The 19,512-nt window shown below is 73.4% G+C and carries 18 protein-coding genes; 4 read left to right on the forward strand and 14 right to left on the reverse strand.

Annotated features, from left to right (window positions below):
• The first annotated feature begins 127 nt into the window (after positions 1-127).
• Positions 128-607, forward strand: a complete 480-nt coding sequence (locus tag ACFYWI_RS12310; protein ID WP_389229430.1) for an ATP-binding protein — start codon at positions 128-130, stop codon at positions 605-607.
• 12 nt (positions 608-619) lie between these two features.
• Here ACFYWI_RS12310 and ACFYWI_RS12315 read toward each other — a convergent pair whose 3' ends face one another.
• Complete coding sequence (locus tag ACFYWI_RS12315; RefSeq protein ID WP_389229433.1) at positions 620-1,546, reverse strand: cyclase family protein; 927 nt, start codon at positions 1,544-1,546, stop codon at positions 620-622.
• Positions 1,547-1,629: 83 nt separating this feature from the next.
• Here ACFYWI_RS12315 and ACFYWI_RS12320 point away from each other — a divergent pair, with 83 nt between their 5' ends.
• From ACFYWI_RS12320 to ACFYWI_RS12330, 3 genes are all read left to right on the forward strand, one after another.
• Entirely contained in the window at positions 1,630-2,544 is a 915-nt protein-coding gene (locus ACFYWI_RS12320) for an SDR family oxidoreductase (RefSeq protein WP_389229436.1), read from the forward strand.
• Between the two features lie 359 nt (positions 2,545-2,903).
• A complete protein-coding gene (locus tag ACFYWI_RS12325; protein ID WP_389230060.1) occupies positions 2,904-4,034 on the forward strand; it encodes an acyl-CoA dehydrogenase family protein in 1,131 nt (376 codons plus the stop codon).
• Positions 4,031-5,101 carry a Zn-dependent alcohol dehydrogenase gene (locus tag ACFYWI_RS12330; RefSeq protein WP_389229439.1) on the forward strand — a complete coding sequence of 357 codons (1,071 nt, stop codon included), beginning with the start codon at positions 4,031-4,033 and terminating at the stop codon, positions 5,099-5,101. The genes ACFYWI_RS12325 and ACFYWI_RS12330 overlap by 4 nt, the downstream gene beginning before the upstream one ends.
• Before the next feature lie 459 nt (positions 5,102-5,560).
• Here the strand turns inward: ACFYWI_RS12330 and ACFYWI_RS12335 are convergent, their stop codons facing one another.
• The 13 genes from ACFYWI_RS12335 to ACFYWI_RS12395 form a co-directional block, all read right to left on the reverse strand.
• A complete protein-coding gene (locus ACFYWI_RS12335; protein WP_389229442.1) occupies positions 5,561-6,850 on the reverse strand; it encodes an MFS transporter in 1,290 nt (429 codons plus the stop codon).
• A gap of 42 nt (positions 6,851-6,892) precedes the next feature.
• Positions 6,893-7,447 carry a DUF3291 domain-containing protein gene (locus ACFYWI_RS12340; RefSeq protein WP_389229444.1) on the reverse strand — a complete coding sequence of 185 codons (555 nt, stop codon included), beginning with the start codon at positions 7,445-7,447 and terminating at the stop codon, positions 6,893-6,895.
• 107 nt (positions 7,448-7,554) lie between these two features.
• Positions 7,555-7,968 (reverse strand): hypothetical protein, encoded by a 414-nt coding sequence (locus ACFYWI_RS12345; protein WP_389229447.1) that lies wholly within the window; start codon positions 7,966-7,968, stop codon positions 7,555-7,557.
• A 165-nt stretch (positions 7,969-8,133) separates the two neighbouring features.
• A complete protein-coding gene (gene ectB, locus ACFYWI_RS12350; protein ID WP_389230063.1) occupies positions 8,134-9,450 on the reverse strand; it encodes a diaminobutyrate--2-oxoglutarate transaminase in 1,317 nt (438 codons plus the stop codon).
• A gap of 79 nt (positions 9,451-9,529) precedes the next feature.
• The gene (locus tag ACFYWI_RS12355; protein WP_389229450.1) at positions 9,530-10,567 is read right to left on the reverse strand and encodes a LuxR C-terminal-related transcriptional regulator; all 1,038 of its coding nucleotides are present in this window, start codon (positions 10,565-10,567) and stop codon (positions 9,530-9,532) included.
• Positions 10,567-10,770 (reverse strand): hypothetical protein, encoded by a 204-nt coding sequence (locus ACFYWI_RS12360; protein ID WP_389229453.1) that lies wholly within the window; start codon positions 10,768-10,770, stop codon positions 10,567-10,569. The genes ACFYWI_RS12355 and ACFYWI_RS12360 overlap by 1 nt, the downstream gene beginning before the upstream one ends.
• A 408-nt stretch (positions 10,771-11,178) precedes the next feature.
• The gene (locus ACFYWI_RS12365; protein ID WP_389229455.1) at positions 11,179-11,448 is read right to left on the reverse strand and encodes a hypothetical protein; all 270 of its coding nucleotides are present in this window, start codon (positions 11,446-11,448) and stop codon (positions 11,179-11,181) included.
• Between the two features lie 463 nt (positions 11,449-11,911).
• Complete coding sequence (locus ACFYWI_RS12370; RefSeq protein WP_389229458.1) at positions 11,912-13,639, reverse strand: MFS transporter; 1,728 nt, start codon at positions 13,637-13,639, stop codon at positions 11,912-11,914.
• 560 nt (positions 13,640-14,199) lie between these two features.
• Positions 14,200-15,291 (reverse strand): hypothetical protein, encoded by a 1,092-nt coding sequence (locus tag ACFYWI_RS12375; RefSeq protein ID WP_389229461.1) that lies wholly within the window; start codon positions 15,289-15,291, stop codon positions 14,200-14,202.
• Positions 15,288-16,955 carry a class I tRNA ligase family protein gene (locus tag ACFYWI_RS12380; protein WP_389229464.1) on the reverse strand — a complete coding sequence of 556 codons (1,668 nt, stop codon included), beginning with the start codon at positions 16,953-16,955 and terminating at the stop codon, positions 15,288-15,290. Before ACFYWI_RS12380 ends, ACFYWI_RS12375 begins: the two co-directional genes overlap by 4 nt.
• A 71-nt stretch (positions 16,956-17,026) precedes the next feature.
• Positions 17,027-17,839 carry a serine O-acetyltransferase EpsC gene (epsC, locus tag ACFYWI_RS12385; protein WP_389229467.1) on the reverse strand — a complete coding sequence of 271 codons (813 nt, stop codon included), beginning with the start codon at positions 17,837-17,839 and terminating at the stop codon, positions 17,027-17,029.
• Positions 17,826-19,028 (reverse strand): NAD(P)/FAD-dependent oxidoreductase, encoded by a 1,203-nt coding sequence (locus ACFYWI_RS12390; RefSeq protein ID WP_389229470.1) that lies wholly within the window; start codon positions 19,026-19,028, stop codon positions 17,826-17,828. Before ACFYWI_RS12390 ends, epsC begins: the two co-directional genes overlap by 14 nt.
• A complete protein-coding gene (locus ACFYWI_RS12395; protein WP_389229474.1) occupies positions 19,025-19,477 on the reverse strand; it encodes a cupin domain-containing protein in 453 nt (150 codons plus the stop codon). The genes ACFYWI_RS12390 and ACFYWI_RS12395 overlap by 4 nt, the downstream gene beginning before the upstream one ends.
• Between the last annotated feature and the right edge of the window lie 35 nt (positions 19,478-19,512).

Raw genomic sequence — 19,512 nt, forward strand, 5'->3', positions numbered from 1 at the left:
CTGGAATATGCCCGAAGCGCTTGTTGTGGTGACTGTACGTCAACCATGCTGTCTCGTAAGGGAATCACTTTCTGTGATGGTGTTGAGGCGCGAGGCGATGTGTCCGCCGGTTCGGATGGTGTGAGCGGTGCAGGTGCTTCAGATGCAGTTGGAAATCGGGCCCGATCCCGCGGAGGTGGGGCGCGCTCGAAGATGGGCGCGTTCCCGGCTCGTCGGATCCGGGGTGCCGGACGACGAGCCGGTGGCCGAGACGTTGATCCTGCTGATCTCGGAACTGGTCACCAACGCCGTGGTGCACACCGGCTGTCCCGCCGTGCTGCGCATGCTCTTCGGGTCGGGCACGGCCGAGGCGGGCACCGTGCGGGTGGAGGTCGCGGACATCAGCGCCACCCCGCCGCGGCACCGCCACGCGGACAACGACGACACCAACGGACGGGGCCTCGCGCTGGTCGACGGGCTCGCGGACCGCTGGGGCTGGCAGCGGGAGGGCGCCGGGAAGTCCATCTGGTGCGAGGTGGACAGATGCGCGCCGCAGCCCGCGTCGCCGGTGTACGGGACGCCGGGCGGATACGGGGCGGAGCCGTACGCGGTCACGCGTGGTGCTTGAGGTCCGGGGCGGTCACAGGACCGCCACCGGGGCGACCGGCGTACCGGTGGCGCCCACGAACGGCTCGGGCATCGCCGACAGCAGGAACGCGTAACGTCCTTCTTCCGCACAGGCTGTGGACAACGCCTCCAGATTCCAGTTCTGGCCCTGGAGCATGCCCATCTCGACGAGATCGAGTGCGTGCACGGGCAGCCACAGATTCTCGATCTCCGGCGGGAAGATCTCGAAGGTCAGGGTGTCGTTGGCGACGGCGGCGACATCGCGGGCGTGGAACCACTCGGGCGTACGGAGGGACAGTCCCGGGGACGGATAGCCGTAGCCGTGCTTGTCGCCCGCCAGGCAGAGCTGCATCTGTCCGGTCCGCACGAGCACGATGTCGCCGCAGCGGACCGTGACACCGCCGAACTCCGCGGCCTCGTCCAGGTCCTCGGGCGTGACGGCATGGCCGCCCGGCAGTCGTTGCGCACCTTTCGCGCGGGCCACATCGAGCAGTACGCCGCGAGAGATCACCGGCGTGGCCTTGTCGATGCCGCTGAAGCGGGCGCGGGTGTGGGCGGTGATCGTGCCGGCGGAGCGGCCGTTGTAGATCCGGCCCGAGTGCGAGGCATGGGTGAGGGCGTCCCAGTGCGTGGAGGCCTGCAGGCCCATCGTCACGGCGTCGTCGCTGGTGGCGACCGTCCCGGGGCCGAAGAGCTCCTGGTTGATCTGGACCATGCTGTGCAGGGGGTTCACCCGCCCCGGGATCATTCCGGTCTGGACGCCGTCCTGGTGCAGGGGGAGCGCCAGAGGGACGCGGTGGCCGCTGCGTATCTCCGCGGCGGCGTCCCTGACCACGGCCCCGGTGATCAGATTGAGCGTGCCGATCTCGTCGTCCCTGCCCCAGCGCCCCCAGTTGTTGACGCGCTTGGCGATGTCGTGGAACTCGGCCGGCAGGGACATCGGGCCTCCTGGGGCTTGTGCACGAGTATCTGACTGACCGTAGAATCTAACGGTCCGTCAGAAACTGCGGGAAGGGGCCGGGCGTGGGGAACTTCTTGACAGGCAAGGTCGTCGCCGTGACGGGCGCCGGACGCGGCATCGGGAGGGCGGTGGCGCTGGCCGCCGCGGCCCAGGGGGCGAAGGTCGTCGTCAACGACTACGGCGTCTCGGTCGAGGGCGGCGAGCCGACGAGTGAGATCGCGGCGGCCGTCGTCAAGGAGATCGAGTCGGCGGACGGGGAGGCCGTCGCCGTGGCCGACGACATCTCCACCATGGCCGGCGGTCAGCGGGTGGTCGACACCGCGCTCGCGCGGTACGGGCGGATCGACGGGGTCGTATGCGTGGCCGGGATCCTGCGTGAACGGATGCTGTTCAACATGTCCGAGCAGGAGTGGGACCCGGTGGTCGCCACTCATCTGAAGGGCACGTTCACGGTGTTCAGGGCGGCGTCGGCGGTGATGCGCAAGCAGGGCGCGGGCACACTCATCGGATTCACCAGCGGCAACCACCAGGGGAGCGTGGCTCAGGCCAACTACGCGGCGGCGAAGGGCGGGATCATCTCGCTCGTGCGCAGCGCGGCGCTCGGCCTGCACAAGTACGGCGTCACGGCGAACGCGGTCGCCCCGGTCGCCCGCACCCGGATGTCCGCGAACGTTCCCATGGAGCTGAAGGAGATCGGCGAACCGGAGGACGTCGCGGCCCTGGTCGTCTACCTCCTCTCGGACCGTGCCCGGGACGAACGGATCACCGGCCAGGTGTACACGATCGCGGGACCCAAGATCGCGGTGTGGGCACAGCCGAGGGAACTGCGGGCGGGATACGCGGAGGGCGGCGCGTGGACACCGGAGCGGATCGCGGACTTCCTGCCGGGCACGGTGGGCACGGACCCGATGCCGCTCCTGGCGCGCCTGGAGGAAATGTCCTCGGCGGCGGCGCGCGGTGACCGGCCGAACGGATGAGACGCGCGTCCGGGTGCGGCCCGGCGGGTGGTCGCCTTGCGCTGGACGCGGGCGCGGCTGTTGCACCCGCCCGCCTGGTCACTGGACTTGGCAGGTGGGGCGACACGGGCTGCCGGTCGATGGCGCGCCTGGCAGGGCGGGGCTCGCTCTTCGGGTGCGGTCCGATGGGGTGTCCGGGTCCCCGGCCCGACCGGTCACCGCACGCGTGCCATGCCCGGGGCGCCACCGCGGGAAGTGCGTCCGCAGGGCGCGTTGGCTACTGCCGACGACGCGCAGCGTCCGCGAGGCAGGGGGCGTGGGGGCACCCCCACAAGGAAGGGCGGGTGGGCAAGAAGCCGCCCCCGGACAGGAGGGCGACCGTGGACTTCGGCTTCGTGGACGCGGACCGCGAGTTTCGGCGTGAGGCGCGTGAGTGGCTTCGAGCGCACCCGGCCGACGGGCACTCCGCGCGAGGGTGGGAGCGCGAGCTCGGAGCCGGTGGGTGGATCGGGCTCGGGTGGGGGGAGGGAGCGTACGGGAACCGGACCGGCACACTGACCCAGCAGGTCGTGTGGGGCGAGGAGTACGCCCGGGCACGCGGCCCCGCCCGCCTCGGGCACATCGGGGAGAACCTCCTCGCGCCGACCCTGATCGCCTTCGGCAGCCAGGCGCAGAAGGACCGCTATCTGCCCGCCGTCGCACGCGGCGACGAGATCTGGTGCCAGGGGTACAGCGAGCCCGGCGCCGGGTCCGACCTCGCCGGGGTCAGGACCACCGCGGCCCGCGACGGGAGCACCTACCGCGTCACCGGCCAGAAGATCTGGACCTCCCAGGCGCAGGAGGCCGACCTCTGCTTCGTGCTGGCACGTTCCGACCCCGAGGCCCGGCGCCACCGCGGGCTCTCGTTCCTGCTGGTGCCCATGGACCAGCCGGGGCGGATCGAGGTCAGGCCCATCCGGCAGATGTCGGGGACCGCGGAGTTCAACGAGGTCTTCTTCGACGGCGCCGAGGCCACGGACGTCGTCGGCGGCGAGGGCAACGGGTGGCAGGTCGCCATGGGGCTTCTGGCCCTGGAGCGCGGAGTGTCGACGCTCGTGCAGCAGATCGGGTTCGAGGAGGAGCTCGGGAGGGTGGTGAGGCTGGCCGTGGACAGCGACGCGGTCACCGACCCCGTCCTTCGGCAGCGACTCGTACGGCAGTGGGCCGAGCTGCGCACCATGCGGTGGAATGCCCTGCGCACCCTCGGCGGCGAGAGCGACCCCGGCGCGCCCAGTGTCACCAAGCTCCTCTGGGGCCGCTGGCATCAGCGGCTCGGTGAGCTCGCCCTGCAGGTCCAGGGCGGGGCCGCCACCGCCGGCCCCACTGCCTGGGCGCCGGACGCGTACGAACTCGACGAACTCCAGCGCCTGTTCCTGTTCTCCCGGGCCGACACCATCTACGGCGGCTCCGACGAGATCCAGCGCACCATCATCGCCGAGCGGGTGCTCGGCCTACCCAAGGAGCCCGGATGAAGGGCGTGGTGTTCGACGGGAAGCAGGTCCAGATCGTCGACGACCTGGAGATACGCGACCCGGGTCCCGGCGAGGTCCTGGTCGCCGTGGCCGCCGCCGGGCTGTGTCACAGCGATCTGTCGGTGATCGACGGCACGATCCCCTTCCCGGTGCCGGTGGTCCTCGGCCACGAAGGCGCGGGCGTCGTCGAGGCGGTCGGTCCGGGCGTCGGCCATGTCGTGCCCGGCGACCATGTCGCGTTGTCCACGCTCGCCAACTGCGGTGCCTGCGCGGACTGCGACCGCGGCCGGCCCACCATGTGCCGCAAGGCGATCGGCCGGCCCGGCCGCCCCTTCTCGCGTGCCGGCGAGCGGTTGTTCCAGTTCGCCGCCAACTCCGCCTTTGCCCAGCGGACCGTCGTCAAGGCCGTCCAGGCGGTGAGGATTCCCGCCGACATCCCGCTCACCTCGGCGGCGCTGATCGGCTGCGGGGTGCTCACGGGGGTCGGGGCCGTACTGAACCGGGCGAAGGTGGACCGTGGGGAGAGCGTCGTCGTCATCGGGACCGGCGGCATCGGGCTCAACGTCCTTCAGGGCGCCAGGATCGCGGGCGCGTCCGCGATCGTCGCCGTCGACACCAACCCCGCGAAGGAGGCCGTGGCGCGGCAGTTCGGGGCGACGGACTTCCTCACCTCTGTCGAGGACGTACGAGAGATCCTGCCCACCGGCGCCGACCATGTCTTCGAGTGCGTCGGCAACACCGCCCTCGTCCGGCAGGCGATCGAGCTGCTCGACCGCCGCGGTCAGGCGATCCTGCTCGGTATGCCGGCCGCGAAGGCTGAGGCGTCGTTCGTGCCCGCGTCGCTGTTCCTGGACAAGTCGGTCCTGGGCTGCCGTTACGGCTCGTCCCGACCGCAGCACGACATCGCGCTCTACGCCGAGCTGTACCGGCAGGGCCGGCTCATGCTCGACGAGCTGGTCACCAGGACCTATCCGATCGAGGACTTCGCAAAGGCGGCGGACGACGCGCACCACGGGCGGGTGGCCCGCGGAGTGCTGACGCTGTTCCAGGAACCGCCGACCGGGTAGACGGCGCGGAGGCTGCCGCAGATCAACCCCGACAGCTGGGATCTCGACGCAATGCCGCGCGCCCTGGAGGACCTGGCGCACAACGGTGCCGGGATGGAATACGACGTGCAGCGGGTCGTCCGCCGAGCCGTCACCCACCTGCAACGTCTGCAGGACCGTCTGGGCTCCGTGATCGACCCCCGGCAAACGCCCTCGCCGTCCTCGCCGCCACCGATCTCCTCTTCCACCCGATCACCGGAGCCGATTCAGGCAGCAGCCCGCCCCACAAACGCAGGCCGACAACCCTCAGGACCGGCTCCTGGCCGCCAAAGACGCCCCTCCACCGTTCCGACTCACACCAGCAGAACGGGGCTGAAGCGGTCGAAGGTCTTCAGCCCCGTTTCAGCCCCGCAGTAATAACCGCAGGTCAGGCGCGAGCATCGCCATGCAGGCACTGGTTCGCGCGGCCGGCCGGACGGCTCAGGACTTGTCCGGCCCAGGCGCGGGCGTCACGCTCACCAGCAGGCAGGCGCAGGCAGCCAGGGCGGCGCTGGCCAAGGTGGCCACGGTGTAGCTGCCGGTCAGGTCGGCGAGGGTCGCCCCCGCCTGGCTGCCGATGGCGGTGCCCGCCGCGTGCACGGCCCACACCAGGCCCATGCCGGTGCCGCGCACCCGCTCGGGCAGGGCGCCGGCCGCCCACATCGTGGTGGCGACCACGGTGGCCAGGTAGCTGACGCCGAAGACGACGCCGAATACCATCACCGGCACCGGCCGCTCGGCGACGCTCACCAGCAGCATGGCCGCCCCGCGCAGGGTGTACGCGCAGACGAGCACCGCCTTGATCAGGCCCCGGTCGCACAGCCAGCCGGCGAGCAGACCGCCGGCGACCTCGAAGACGCCCAGCAGCATGATCGCCGTGGAGCTGGTCGCCTCCCCCATGCCGTGATCGTGCACCATCGGCACGAAGTGCACATCGATGAAGGCCATGGTGACGCCGCAGGAGAAGAACGCCAGGGCCAGCACGCGCAGTTCGCGCACCTCGACCGCCGCGCGCAGCCGCTCCCCGAAGGTGAGCCGCCGCAGCGCGGCCTGCTGCACCTTCTCCTCTGCCTCGGCCGGACCGGTCGGCTCCTCCTGTATGTCCTGGCCGGTGATGCGCCCGGCGCGGCGGGCCGTCAGCACGGCGAGCGGGGTGAGCCCGAAGAGGAAGACCAGGCCGGTGACGAGCAGCACGGACCGCCAGCTGACCTCGGTGCCCAGCCAGGTCCACAGCGGCACCAGGACGATGAAGCCGACCGCCGCGCCGTTGGTGAGCAGCGCGTAGATCAGGCCCTTGCGGCCGTGCCGGAAGAGTTCGTCGACGAGCACGCCGAGCGGCACGAACGACAGCATGGCGAAGGCGAACGCCGCGACCAGTCCGTAGACGACGACGAACAGCCACAGCTGTCCCGCCAGCGCGCAGCCGACGAAGGAGACGCCGGCCAGGGCGGTGCCGATCGCCAGGGTCGCGGCGCCGCCGAGCCGGTCGGCGAGACCGCCGACCAGGGGCGAGGCCACCGCGGTCGCGACGGCGAAGAGGGTGGTGGCCGTGGCGAGGGCGCCGCGGGAGCTGTCGAAGGTGTCGGCGATGGGCAGGAAGTACACCTGGAGGGTGTTCTTCAGCGACGAGCCGGCGAGGGTGAGCAGGAACGCGGAGGCGGCGAGCAGCGGCAGCAGCAGCCGGCCGCCGGTCCGGCGCGGGGTGAGGGGACGCAGTCCCGTGGAGGTCATGTCTGAGTTCCTGTCGCAGGGGGGCGGGCAGGGCGGGAGCCCTCAGGCGGAGGCCGCCGGGGCGGTGGGGCGGCGCAGGGTGTAGGGCGAGCCGTCGGCGTCGAAGGCGTCCCGGAAGTCGAAGGCACGCGGCGTCGGGCCGTGGGAGTCTATGTAGTCCAGGCGCTCGCAGGCGTCCTGCCAGGTGGGCACGGTCCCCTCGGGCACCCACCAGGCCGCGTAGAGCCGGTTCGGCAGGTGCACGAACCACTCGCGGCGGTTGCGCAGCGCGTGCAGGTGGATGTCGGAGTATGCGTAGGCGAACACCGACTCCAGGTCCTGCCACAGGGAGAGGGTGGAGGCGCGGGTGTCGGTGTCGTCCTCGCGGCCGCCGGTGTAGAAGGAGGGCGCCTGGAAGGTGCCCCAGTCCCCGTAGTCACGGCCGAAGTTGGTCCACCGCGTGGTGACGGTGTCCACGGCGGTGGCGCGGGCGACGAAGCCCGGGCTGGTCTCGGAGGCGCCGAAGACGAGCGGCTCCAGGGCGTTGAAGGAGTCGTTGTCCGCGTGCGCGTAGGGCTGCTTGAGCACGGCGAACGTGGTGAAGGCGACGTGAGCCACGGCGAGTTCCTCGGATCGGGGGAGGGGAGGGACAGGGGCGGGAGAAGGCAGGCGTACGGGACCGGGCGCGTCCCGGTTGCCCGGGGCGCCCCGTGGTGCGGGCGTTTCTAGCCGGGGGCCGGCCCGTCCGCAGGTCCGGTGGCGAGCAGCGCCGCCAGCGGGTCGGTCAGGCACCGCGAGGCGAGGGTCAGGCGGGAGCGGGCCAGGCGGTGGGGCAGCCGCCCGTCCGGCCGGGCGAGGACGACGACAAGCTTCCAGGAGTCCAGCGACCGGCACTGGCCCTGCGGCAGTCCGCCGGCCCGCGGCAGCAGGCTCACCGCCCGCCACCGCTCCTCGAAACTGTGCGCCGTGACGCGCGCCCCGGTGTCCGGCGCGTACAGGTCGGGCCGCACGTGGAAGGACCAGCGCCGGGCGCCGGCGTCGCACTCCCAGTGCCACGCCGCCTCGGGCACGAGCGCACCGCGGGCGTCCGGCCTCAGCAGGCCGCGGAACTCCGGTGGAGGCACTTCGTGGGCGCGCATGCCGACCTCACCTCCTGCCGTCCGGGCCCGGCACCAGCGCGGTGCTCCCCGCGGGACGGGCGGCAGAAGGAGTGTGACGGTTCGGGGCCCGCCATGTCAGCACCACAGGGTGGCACGAACGCGCGGTGGCATTAATGTGCCGCCTCCCGGACCCGGCAGGCGCGCTCACCGGCACTCGCGCACCGACCGGGCCAGCAGCCGCAGTCCCTCGTCGAGTTCCGCCGGGGAGACGGTCAGCGCGGGCAGCAGCTTGACGACCTCGCTGTGCGGGCCGGACGTCTCGACGAGCAGGCCGTGGTCGAAGGCGCGGCGGGCGATGCGGCCCGCCGCGTCCTTCTCGCGCATCTCCATGCCCCAGGCCAGGCCGCGCCCGCGGACGGAGACGACGGCGCCGGGGTGCTCGGCGGCGATCTCCTCCAGCCCCGCCCGCACCTGCTCGCCCCGCAGGCGGGTCTGCTCCTCCAGTCCGCCGTCGGCCCAGTAGGTCCGGAGAGCGGCGGTGGCGGTGACGAAGGCGGGGTTGTTGCCGCGGAAGGTGCCGTTGTGCTCGCCGGGCTCCCAGATGTCGAGTTCCTCGCGGAAGAGGCACAGCGACATGGGCAGTCCATAGCCGGAGATGGACTTGGAGAGGGTGACGATGTCCGGGACGACGCCGGCGTCCTCGAAGGAGAAGAAGGCGCCCGTGCGGCCGCAGCCCATCTGGATGTCGTCGACGATCAGGAGCATGTCCCGCCGTCGGCACAGCGCGGCGAGCGCGCGCAGCCACTCGGGACGGGCGACATTGATGCCGCCCTCGCCCTGAACCGTCTCCACGATGACCGCCGCCGGGTGGTCCACGCCCGAGCCCGGGTCGGCCAGCAGCCGTTCGAAGAGGACGATGGACTCGCCGGCGCCCGGGTATCCGTCGAAGGGCATGGGCGCGGTGTGGACGAGCGGCACGCCCGCCCCGGCCCGCTTGCGCGCGTTGCCGGTGACGGCGAGGGAGCCCAGCGACATGCCGTGGAAGCCGCCGGTGAACGAGACGATCTGCGGCCGCTTCTTCACCTTGCGGGCCAGTTTGAGCGCGGCCTCGACGGCGTTGGTGCCGGTGGGCCCCGGGAACATCACTTTGTACGGCAGGCCGCGCGGGTCGAGGACCAGGTCCCGGAAGGTCTCCAGGAAGCGGCGCTTGGCGGTCGTCGACATGTCCAGGCCGTGGGTGATGCCGTCGCGCTCCAGATGGTCCAGGAGGGCTCGCTTGAGGACGGGGTTGTTGTGGCCGTAGTTGAGCGCTCCCGCGCCGGAGAAGAAGTCGAGGAAGTCGCGGCCGTCCTCGTCCGTCAGCCGGTTGCCGCGGGCCCGGTCGAAGACGGTGGGCCAGCCGCGGCAGTAGCCGCGGACCTCGGACTCCAGTGTCTCGAAGACGCTCGGCGCCGACGCGGCGGCGCCGGGGGCCGGTGACGTGACCTCGCCGGGGACCGGGGCGGGGGCATGAACGGTGATGCTCACGAAGTGCTCCTGAGAGGCGATGAGGGTGATGAGATCGGTGCGGGACGCTCCGGCCGGCCGGAGGCCGCCGGGGTCAGGAGACGGCGGCCGCGGCGGTCGGCACCTTCTCGTCGAGCCAGCCCAGCGCGGAGGCCCGGTGGCCGGCCTGGAAGCGGCTGCGGGCGCCGAGCCGTTCCATCAGTCCGGCCGACATCCGGCGCACGGTGCGCAGCGAGACGCCCATCCTCCGGGCGGTGGCCTCGTCGGTCGCGCCGTCGGCGAGCTGGCACAGCAGTTCGCGCTCCGAGGGGGAGAGGCCGCGTCCGTCGCTGCGGGGGCTGCTGCCCAGCTCCTCGGCGCGCGCCCAGTACTGCTCGAAGAGGGCGCGCAGCGCCGTGACCGTCGCGGTGTGGCGGCAGACGACGACACCGGCCGAGGGGTCGGCGGGGTCGTGCGGCAGCACGGCGATGTTGCCGTCCACCAGCACCAGTTCGGCGGGGAGCGTGGGCGTGGTGCGCAGGTCGGCGCCGAGCGGGGCGAGGCGGGCGGCGTGCGCGTACTCGGCGGGCCGGTTGCGCAGGCTGCCCAGGTGGATGCCGCGCAGCCGCACCCCCCGCTCCAGCATCGGCTCCGCCTGGAGGTAGACGGCGGCGCCGAGGGCGCCGGTGCGCGGTCCGGGCGCGATCACCAGCACCTCGTCGGTGGCGGCGGCCGCCAGTTCGCAGACGGTCAGGGCGACGGCGGACGGGTCGGTGACGTGCTCCAGGGTGCCGGTGGCGCGGCGGCCGGCCAGCGACTCGTGCGTGGCGATGAGTTGGGCGAGTTCGACCTCCAGCTGCTCGACCTCGGCCTGGGCCCGCAGGGTCTGGGCGCGGCGCCGGGCGAGGGCCGCGGTGAGCCCCACCTTCGGGCTGACCGGCCACAGCCGGCCGCCGGGTCCGGCCGTCGTGTCGAACCAGGCGAGCGAGGCGGCGACGAGCTGGTCGAGGGCGTCCGTCACCCGGGGCGCCGGCAGCCCCGAGAGATCCTTCAGGTCGGGCAGGGTGCGGCCGCCGTGCAGCATCAGCGTGCGGTAGAGACGGGCGGCGTCGTCGTCGAGGCCGAACCAGGTGAGCAGCTGGTCGTTGGCCATCAGGACCACCCCTGGTCGGGGGCGGGGCCATCGACGGCGACCCGCCGGGCGCCGTCGGCCGTGATCGCGGACCAGCCCTGGTCGTCGGGGCGGGCGGTGATGGCGGACCAGCCCTGGTCCGCCGCCGCCGACACGGCGGCGGCGCCCGCCCCGAGCGACAGCGTGGCGAGCAGGAGTACCGGGACAGCGGCGCAGCGAAGCATGACGAACTCCTGTGACATGGCGAACGGTGCGGGCTCCGGTCGGGAGCCGCGGTGTCGCCGGGCCGTCGAGCGCTCGCGGCGACGTCACTCAGCCTTCATCAGGTGAGGGGCGGTCGTCACCGTCTGTCGGCTGGCACAAAACGTCGGTGACACGACTGTGTCAGGGGCCCCGGGGTGGTCTCGGTGCCGGTGGCGCGACCGCCGGGACCGGGGCGGTCCGGATGCCGGTACGCCCGGGCTGCCGTTCGCCCCGATGCCCGTACCCCCGGCCCGGGTTCGGGCCCGTACCGGCCCGGGAGTCGGCCGGGACGGACCGTGCCGGCCGGCGAGCGGGCGGCACACGACCGGACGGCGGGTGGAACGGAATGGTCCGGACGCCCGCGCCGCGGCGTGGGCGTCCGGCGGCGCTCAGGCCTCGACGATGCGCCAGCCGGACAGCTGCGGTTCGCCGGCCAGCGCCTCGGCGCACAGCGACAGGCAGTGCGCGCGCGCCTCCACAGGGCCGGGCGCCAGCACGAACAGCACGCCGAGGGCGCCGTCGCGCGAGGTGTGCACCCGGACGTGCTCGGCGCCGCGGCGGGCGTCGACCGCTTGCTCCAGGGCGACACGCAGCGCCCGGGCCTCGTCCGGGGCGACCGGTGGGCTCGGGGCGACGATGCGGAATGCGACGAGGTGCATGGGGGACCGATGCTGGCACGGTGCGACCCGGGCGCATATCCCCTGACCGATACGCCGAGGTGGCGCATCCGTGCCATGGCCGCAAGGTGACGCTGTCACGATCCCGCGATCTTCGTGGGACCTCACACCGGCAGTACTGGTCCTCCACCTGGCAATCCGCAGGCTGAGGTGGGAAGGAGCTCAATATCGAGTGGCGCACAGGCGTGCGTTGCCTGTGCAACGATGCGCGTGCCGAAGCGGGCCGGCGCGATGGCGGGCTCTCGGTGCACACCTACGGGCCCGGAGCGCCGGGGATCGTCGTGGGTTGCGCCGAAGAGCGTGACGCCGGACTGCAGAGGACACCGCCCGGCATCACAGCCGAGCTGAATCGTGCGCCTCGGCACAGGCAGGTCCTGCGCCCTGCCTCCCGGCTCACGGTCCCTGGTAGAGCTCCCGGTGACACAGTGAGTTCCTCGGTCTTCGGTTAATTCGGGCATGGCGTCCCGCGCGGCACCTGCAACGGCGCAGCGATGCGGTACGTTCCGGCGCGGGGCGCGTGCAGCCGGGTCCAGACGCCGGCCTGCGTCAGACACCCGTGCCGATTCACATACGGCACCCCGCTTTCACTCCGCTCCTCCACCACGCCCCCGTCCCGCCGCAACGGAGCTTGGCCCGCGTGGGAGTGCGCCTCGTCGTCCAGTACCTCCGGCCGCTCCACCGCCTCGCCCGTGGCGTCGACCAGCCCCAGCCAGGGCGAGAACCGTACCCGAATCAGCACGTCCCCCGCGGATGTCACGGTGACCACCAGCTGGCCCTCGCCGGCTCGCTCGGCGGTGGCGGGGGGATCGGCCAACGATGTCGCGTCCTGCACGCGGAACAGCCGCCAGTTGGCGTCCGACCAGATCTCCTTCAGATAGGGCTGGCCCGCCGAGACGAGCTTCGCTTCCTGCACGGCTCCGGTATCCGGCCTGTCCTCCACGGGCAGCACCACATAGCGGACCGCCCAACGCTTCAACCACGCCCGGTAACTGTCTCGGGTGAGCGTGCCGTCGTAGAAGAGACCGTTGCGGTCGAGGTCGGCCTGGCGGTTCCAGCCGCGCGCCAGATTGACGTACGGCACCAGAGCCGCGGCCTCGCGGTGGCTGCGCACAGGCACCACTTCGACCCTGCCGTGGCGGGCGTCGACCTGCTTCAACTGGCGGACCAGCGGGGCCAAGTCCCTGCTTGTCCAGGCGACTGTCGGCGTCGTCAGCACGATGTCGGAAATCGACTTGCCCACCTGCCAGCTCGCCAGCCCAGCGAACGCCAGCCACAGGGCGGCCAGATACCGAGCACGCCACCGCGGCCGACTGCGGTTGTGGTCGACGGTCGCCAGTAGAGCCGTGCCACCGAAGATGAGCGCCAGTCGCTCGACGTTGAGCCCCACCTGCGACGGGACAATCATGGTCGCCAGGGTGCCCATCGCGTAGATGACCGAACCCACGCGCACCGTCCGCCACTCCGACGGGCTGAACAGAAACACGGCTACGCAGCAGCCGATGGGCATCAGCCCGGACAGCAATGGCATCGGCTGAACGCCCTGGAACGGGAACAGCCACGCCGACAGCGCTATCACCACGGGAAACGGCAGCGCGATGGCATACGCCGTCCGCCGCCGCTGCAGGAACAGCGCCGCAGCCATCACCTCGAGGAACAACCCGGCGACCGGACTGCTCGCGGTGGCCAGCGTGGAGCACAGCACGACGGCGGGCATCCGCAGTCGGCCACGCGGCAGCAGATCCAGCGTGAAGACAAGCGCCACAACAGCCAGCGCAAACAGCAGTCCCAGCCCGAACGTCACCCGGCCGGATGCGGCGTTGCAGGCGAGTGCCAACGCGCCCCACAGGGACGGAAGCAGCGGCCGCCGCACCCCGCCGCAGCGGCTCACGATGTGCGCCAACAGCCCCGCGGACACCACCCCGACGATGATCATCGTGGACCGGACGCCGAGCACGGCCATCACATAGGGGGAGATCACGCTGTAGGAGACGGGGTGCATCCCGCCGTACCACGTGAAGTTGTACGCCGAACCGGGGTGCCGCCGGGCGAAGTCCGCCCAGGCATCCTGTGCCGCCAGATCCCCGCCGCTGTTGGCGAAGAACGACAGCCACACCAGATGCAGCACGGCCGCCATGAGCACCGAAGCCGGCACCGGCCGCAGCAGGAAGGGCACGAGGCGACCGTCACGCCAGGACCGCCGCGGCCCGTGCGTCGCCGCGTCACCGGCCCGCCAACTCAGGCGTCCCCAGGGAAACGTGCGCCGCCCAGGCTGCACGGTCGTCACTACAGCTCACCCCGTCATCGCGCGCAAGGCGCAGCAGGGGAAAGGCCGGGCATCCCCCAAGTCATCCAAACACAGCCTCGTGACACTACCTACCTGCTACCGGAAGAGATCAATCCGACCGCCGGTGAGATCAACCTGTGATCCTCAGCGGCGGCACAACGGCCAAGCAGCACCGCACAGTTGAAGGCCGGAGTCGCAGCATGCACGCCGAGAACCGCTGGCCGGCCACAGCTCAGCCGGCGCAGGAAAACTGACGAGGTCGCCCAACACGACGGACCCGAAGAGCAATCCCACGAGAGCGTGACCGCGACGAGACCACCCGCAAGAACCCGAAGGGCGCCGCGCTGTCGAATGTCGCGTTCGTACACCAGGACGTGGTCGGCGCGTTCGGCTACCTCGATGTCTTTCGACTACCGACCCCAGCCCACGACCAGCCGGCCAACAAAGTCCTACCAGGACGTGCCGCGCCCCGGGGCGTCCGCCGTACGCGGCCCGGCACGGGACGGGTCCGGGCGGGCGGGGGCGGTCCCGGCGCGTACGCGCCGGCGGTGCAGTGCCGCCGCTGCCGGGAGGGTCAGGATGGCGGCGGTGGCCGCGCCGGGGAGGAGCAGCAGCGTGGCGGCCGGCAGGTGAAAGGCGCGGGCGAGGGACAGGACGGCGGCGGCGATCGCCGCCGCGGCCCAGACACCGGTGCGTGAGGACCGCGCCGCGCCGGGAGCGTCCTCGCGCCGCGCCAGGAGCGACCAGCGGGCGCCGCAGGCCGCCAGGTTGGTGACGCAGTAGGCGGTGAGGACGAGCGCGGCTGCCGTGCCGGCTGCCGCGGCCGCCGGGGCGGCGTCCGGTCCCGGCCGTGGGGCGGCGAGCAGCAGCGCAAGCAGCGAGGCGGCGACCGCCGGGCCGCGCAGCAGGCGTACCAACGCACCCGCCCGGCCGCGGGGCAGCGGCGGTACGTCACCCTCGGCGCCGACCCAGGCGAAGAGCACGACCAGCGTGGCGGCGGCGCCCCACGCGCCGCCGTCCGGCAGCCGTCCGTCGAGGCTCAACAGGCCGGGCAGCGTCCACCAGCCGGCCGTCAGCAGCAGTACGGCAGCGAGCCGCAGGCGGCGGCCGCGCGGCCCGGGCAGCAGTCCGGCCGCGGCCGATCCGGCGGCCACCGCAAGCACCCCGGCCGCAACCGCGCCCGCCGCCCGCCCGTCGGCGGCGAACTCGCCGGCCGCCCCCGCCACCGCCGCCTGGCCGCAGGCGATCCCCGCGAAGTAGCAGGCGTGCACGGCCCGTCCGGCGCGCGGCCCGTACACGTCGGCGACGAGACCGGCCGCGCCCCGGCCGCGAGTGCCGCCCGCCCGCGCGATCAGCACGTGCCAGGCGAGCAGGACGAGCGCCACCGCCAGCGCGGCGGCCTCCGTGCCGGGCCGGCCCGCGAGGGCGGCCGGAACCAGCAGGGTCCCGGCGCCCGCGACGGCGAGCAGGGTGCGGCACGGCTGCAGCCCGGCTGCCGCGCCGTCCGATGGCGCCGCGGGGCGTCCAGGCGGCGCGCTCATGCGACGTCGTGGAAGAACGCCGGCAGGGCGGCGGGCAGGATGGTGCCGGGCGCCACCAGGCGGGCGCCGTCCTCGGGCCAGGCCGGCATGCGGGTCGCCGGGTCGACCGAGAGGCCCAGGTGCCCGGCGAGGTACGCCGACCAGCCCGGCATGATCGCCGCAGAGGCGGCGGCGACGGCGGCGAGCGCCTCGGTGTGCGCGACGAGCCGGCGCGCGTACGCCTCGCCGCCGCCGCGCAGCTGCTCCAGCTCCGGCAGGTCGGCGACGGCCCGGCCGATCGCCGCGGCCAGGTCGGCGGCGGCCCGCTGCGGGGAGAACGCGGGGGCGCCCAGCGATCCGGCGAGCGCGGCCGTCAGCTCGGCGGGCACCGCAACGAGGGGTCCGTCGGCGGCGGTGGGCACGGCGCCGGGGACCGCGCCGGCGAAGTCCTCGGCGGTGGCGGCCAGGACGGCCCGTGTCCACGCCTCGGCGCCCTGCACCAGCACCGTCTCGACGGTGGCGGTGAACTCCTTGGCGGCGAAGTTGGTCTGCTCGCGTTCCGGTCCGGTCAGGCACAGGTGGAAGCGGAGGGCGTCCGCGGAGACCTGCCGCAGGAACTCCCCGCCCCAGACGGCGTGGTCGCGGCTGGTGGAGAACTTCTCGCCCTCCAGGCGGTAGAACTCGTTGATGACGACCTGGGCCGGCAGCGTCAGTCCGCCATGCGCCATCAGCAGCGCGGGCCACAGCACGGCGTGGGAGAACGAGCAGTCGAAGCCGAGGAAGTGGACGATCCGCGTCGCCGGGTCCGACCACAGGCGCTCCCACGCCTCCGGCTCGCCCTGCGCGGCGGTCAGGCAGGCGGTCGCGGCGATGTAGCCGAAGATGCCGGAGAACCAGGTGTCGAGGATGTGCCCCTCCCAGCCCTCCAGCGGCACCGGGATGCCGTAGCCGGAGCGGCGGGAAACGGGGGTGAGGGGCAGCTCGCGGGAGAACAGCGTGTCGAGGTAGGCGCGCAGCCGGGGCCGCCACTCGGCGTCCGTCTGCGCCTGCTCGTAGTAGGCGAGGAGCCGGTCGCGGTAGTCGGCCAGCGGGAAGCAGATCCGCTCCAGTTCGCGGATCTCCGGGGTCTGCCCGCAGGTGGTGCAGCGCGGGGCGGCGAGGCCGGCCGGGTCCTGGGGCAGCCCGCACGCCTCGCAGTACACGCCGTCGGAGGGGTCGCCGCAGAACTGGCACTCACCGCGCACCTCGGCCTCGTAGAGCTCGCGTGCGCAGGGCGTGCACCAGAAGACGGGGAGCGTGCGGACCTCCAGGCGGCCCTGCTCCCACAGACCGGTGAAGAACCGCTGGACGATCTCGTCGTGGCGGGGCGTGGTCAGGGGGCGGGTGAACCAGTCGTGGTGCATGGCGCCCAGGGAGAGGGTTTCCTCCATGCGGGCGCCGAAGGTCAGCGCGGCGCGGTGCGCGGTGGAGCCGATCTCGGCGGCCCGGCGCGGCACGTAGCAGGAGTGCTCGTCGGAGTAGCCGACGTAGTGGACGGTGCGGCCGCGCTGGCGCAGGTGCCGGGAGAGGACGTCGGCGCCGAGGAACGGCCCGGAGAGGTGGCCCAGGTGGAGGTCGCCGTTGGGGTTGGGCGGGGCGCTGGTGACGACGTAGGCGGGCGCGGCGGTGGTCTGCGGCTGGCTCATGGGTGTCGGGGTCCTCGTGGGAGAGAAGGCGGGCGGGTGGCGGGGTGCGTGGCCTGTGGCGCCGGGCGGGCCTACGGGCCTGCCGTCGGCGGGACGGCGTGGCGCACGGGCCCCGGGGCGGACGGCAGCGCGGCGGCCCGCGTGGCGCGGACCCGCACCGGCCGGATCCGTACGGGCCGGATCCGTACCGGCGCGGGCGCCGCCGCGGGCTCGGGGGCGGGCCCCGCGGCCGGCAGGAGCGGCGCCACGAGGGCGGCTGCGGGCTGCGCCGGTGCGGGCACGGTGACGCCCGGCGGGTGGACGGTGGCCGTCGGGGGCCCGGCGGCCGGCGGGTGGATCTCGGCAACGGGCGCGGTCACCCGTACGCCCGGCGCCACGTCGGTGAGGACCACGGCGTGCGCGCCGATCCGCGCGCCCGCCCCGACCGTCACCGGACCGAGGACGCTCGCCCCGGTGCCGATGACGACGCCGTCCTCGACCACCGGGTGCCGGCGCGCGCCGGCGGGGCGGCGCATGTCCTTCCACCAGCCGGTCGAGCCCAGCGTGACCTGGTGGTACAGCATCACGTCGTCGCCGATGCGGACCGTCGCGCCGATGACGACGGCGGTGCCGTGGTCGATGAAGAAGCGGCGGCCGATCACCGCGGCCGGGTGGATCTCGATGCCGGTGACGGCGCGTGCGCCCAGAGACAGCGCGCGGGCGGTCAGCCGGTGGCCTCGGCGCCACAGCCGGTGTGCGACGCGGTACGTCCACAGCGCGTGGATGTGCGGGTAGAGCAGCACCTCCCGGCGGCTGCCGGCGGCCGGATCCTTGGCCCGTACGGTCGCGACGTCCTCCCGCATCCGGGCGGCGGCGGCCCGCAGGGCACGGTCACATCTGCGCATAGGGCGCCTCCGGGACGATCCCGCGGCCTTCGGCGAACCGCTCCAGCCGGTACGGCGCGAGCAGCGGCTGCTCCGCCTTGCCGGTCACGGCCTGCCCGTCGAGGATCTCGGCGGCGGCCAGCTCGGCGACGGCGGGCGCCATCTTGAAGCCTCCGCCGCTGAACCCGAGGGCCAGGTAGAGCCCGTCGGGACCGGCCGGACCGATAACCGGCCGCTTGTCGGGGGTGTAGCCGTCGAGCCCGGCACGGGTGCCGGTGAGCGGCGCGGACGCGACGGCGGGCACCCGGCGGGCGATGGCGGCGAGCGCCGAGGAGAGTTCGTCCGGCGTGAGGGGCGCCACGTCGTGCCCGATCGCGACGTCCGGGTGCGAGGGCACCCCGAAGAAGAGCCGGTCGGCACCCTCAGGTCGGAAGTAGCTGCCGGTGGTGTCGTCGATGCAGGTGGGCACGGAGACGTCGGCGCCGCGCCGGCCGGCGCCCGGCAGGTGCGCCTGGGCGAGTCCGATACGGCGGGCCGTCACGGGAACGCGCACCCCCAGGCGGGCGGCCGGGGCGTCGCCCCAGGCGCCGCTCGCGAGGACGACGAGCGGGGCGGAGATCCGCCCGGTCGTGGTCTCCACGCCCGCGACGCGGTCTCCGGAGGTCAGGACCTCGTGGACGCGGACGCCCTCGTGGATCTCGACACCCTGGCGCCGGGCGGCGTCCGCCCAGGCGGTGGCCGCACGGACCGGGTCGGCGTAGCCGCCATCGGGTTCGAAGGCGGCAGCCGCCACCCCGTCCAGGGCCAGGCCCGGGTAGAGCCGCCGCGCCTCGGCCGGGTCGATCACCTCGGTGCGGCGGGGCCCCGCGGCGGCGGCCGCCGCCGCGGTGTTGGCGGCCAGGGCCTCGGCGTACCGCGGGCCGACCAGCTGGAGGAAGCCGGTACGCCGGTAGCCGCAGTCGCCGCCGACGACGTCCGCCCACTGCTCGAAGACGGGCAGGCTGCGGGCGGTGAGCTCGGTGTCGCTGTGCACTGTGTGGTGGAGGCGGATGAGACCGCCGGATCGGGAGGTGGCGCCGTGGGCGGCCACCCGGGCCTGCTCGCACAGCACGACGCGCTCCAGCCCGGCCCAGGCCAGCCGGTGGGCGAGGGCGGCGCCGACGACGCCGCCGCCCACCACGACGGCGTCCGCGGCCGCGGACCGGCTCACCGGCCCGTCACACCCTCGGCGTCCTCGAGGGCGGGCGCGGCGGCGGGGCCGGCACCCGGGTCCTCGATGCCGAACTGCTCGGCCCAGTAGGCGCGTTCGGCGGCGATCGCCTCGGCGCTGCCCCACCAGATGGTGATGAACCGCAGGCGGGTGGTCCCGTCATTGGTGAGGTCGTGGTCCTTGAACGGGGTGATGAAGACCGTGTCGCCGGCCGAGACGCGGCGCTTCTCGTCGCCGATGCGCATGACGCCGCTGCCCTCGGTGACGAAGAACATCTCGTTCTCGTCGTGGGCGTGGGCAGTGGAGGTGGCTCCGGGCTCCACGTCGATCCAGGCGCCGCCCCAGAACGGCTCGGCGACGGCCTCCTTCCACGGGAAGATGCGGCGGCCGGCGACGTTGTACTGCTCCTCGAAGAGCATGTCGTCGGGGCCGGTGGTGAAGATGTGCACGGCGGGACCTTTCGGGTGGTCGGGGGAGGGCGCGG

The organism is Streptomyces sp. NPDC002889 (genome assembly GCF_042888425.1).
In the GTDB taxonomy this organism is placed as follows: domain Bacteria; phylum Actinomycetota; class Actinomycetes; order Streptomycetales; family Streptomycetaceae; genus Streptomyces.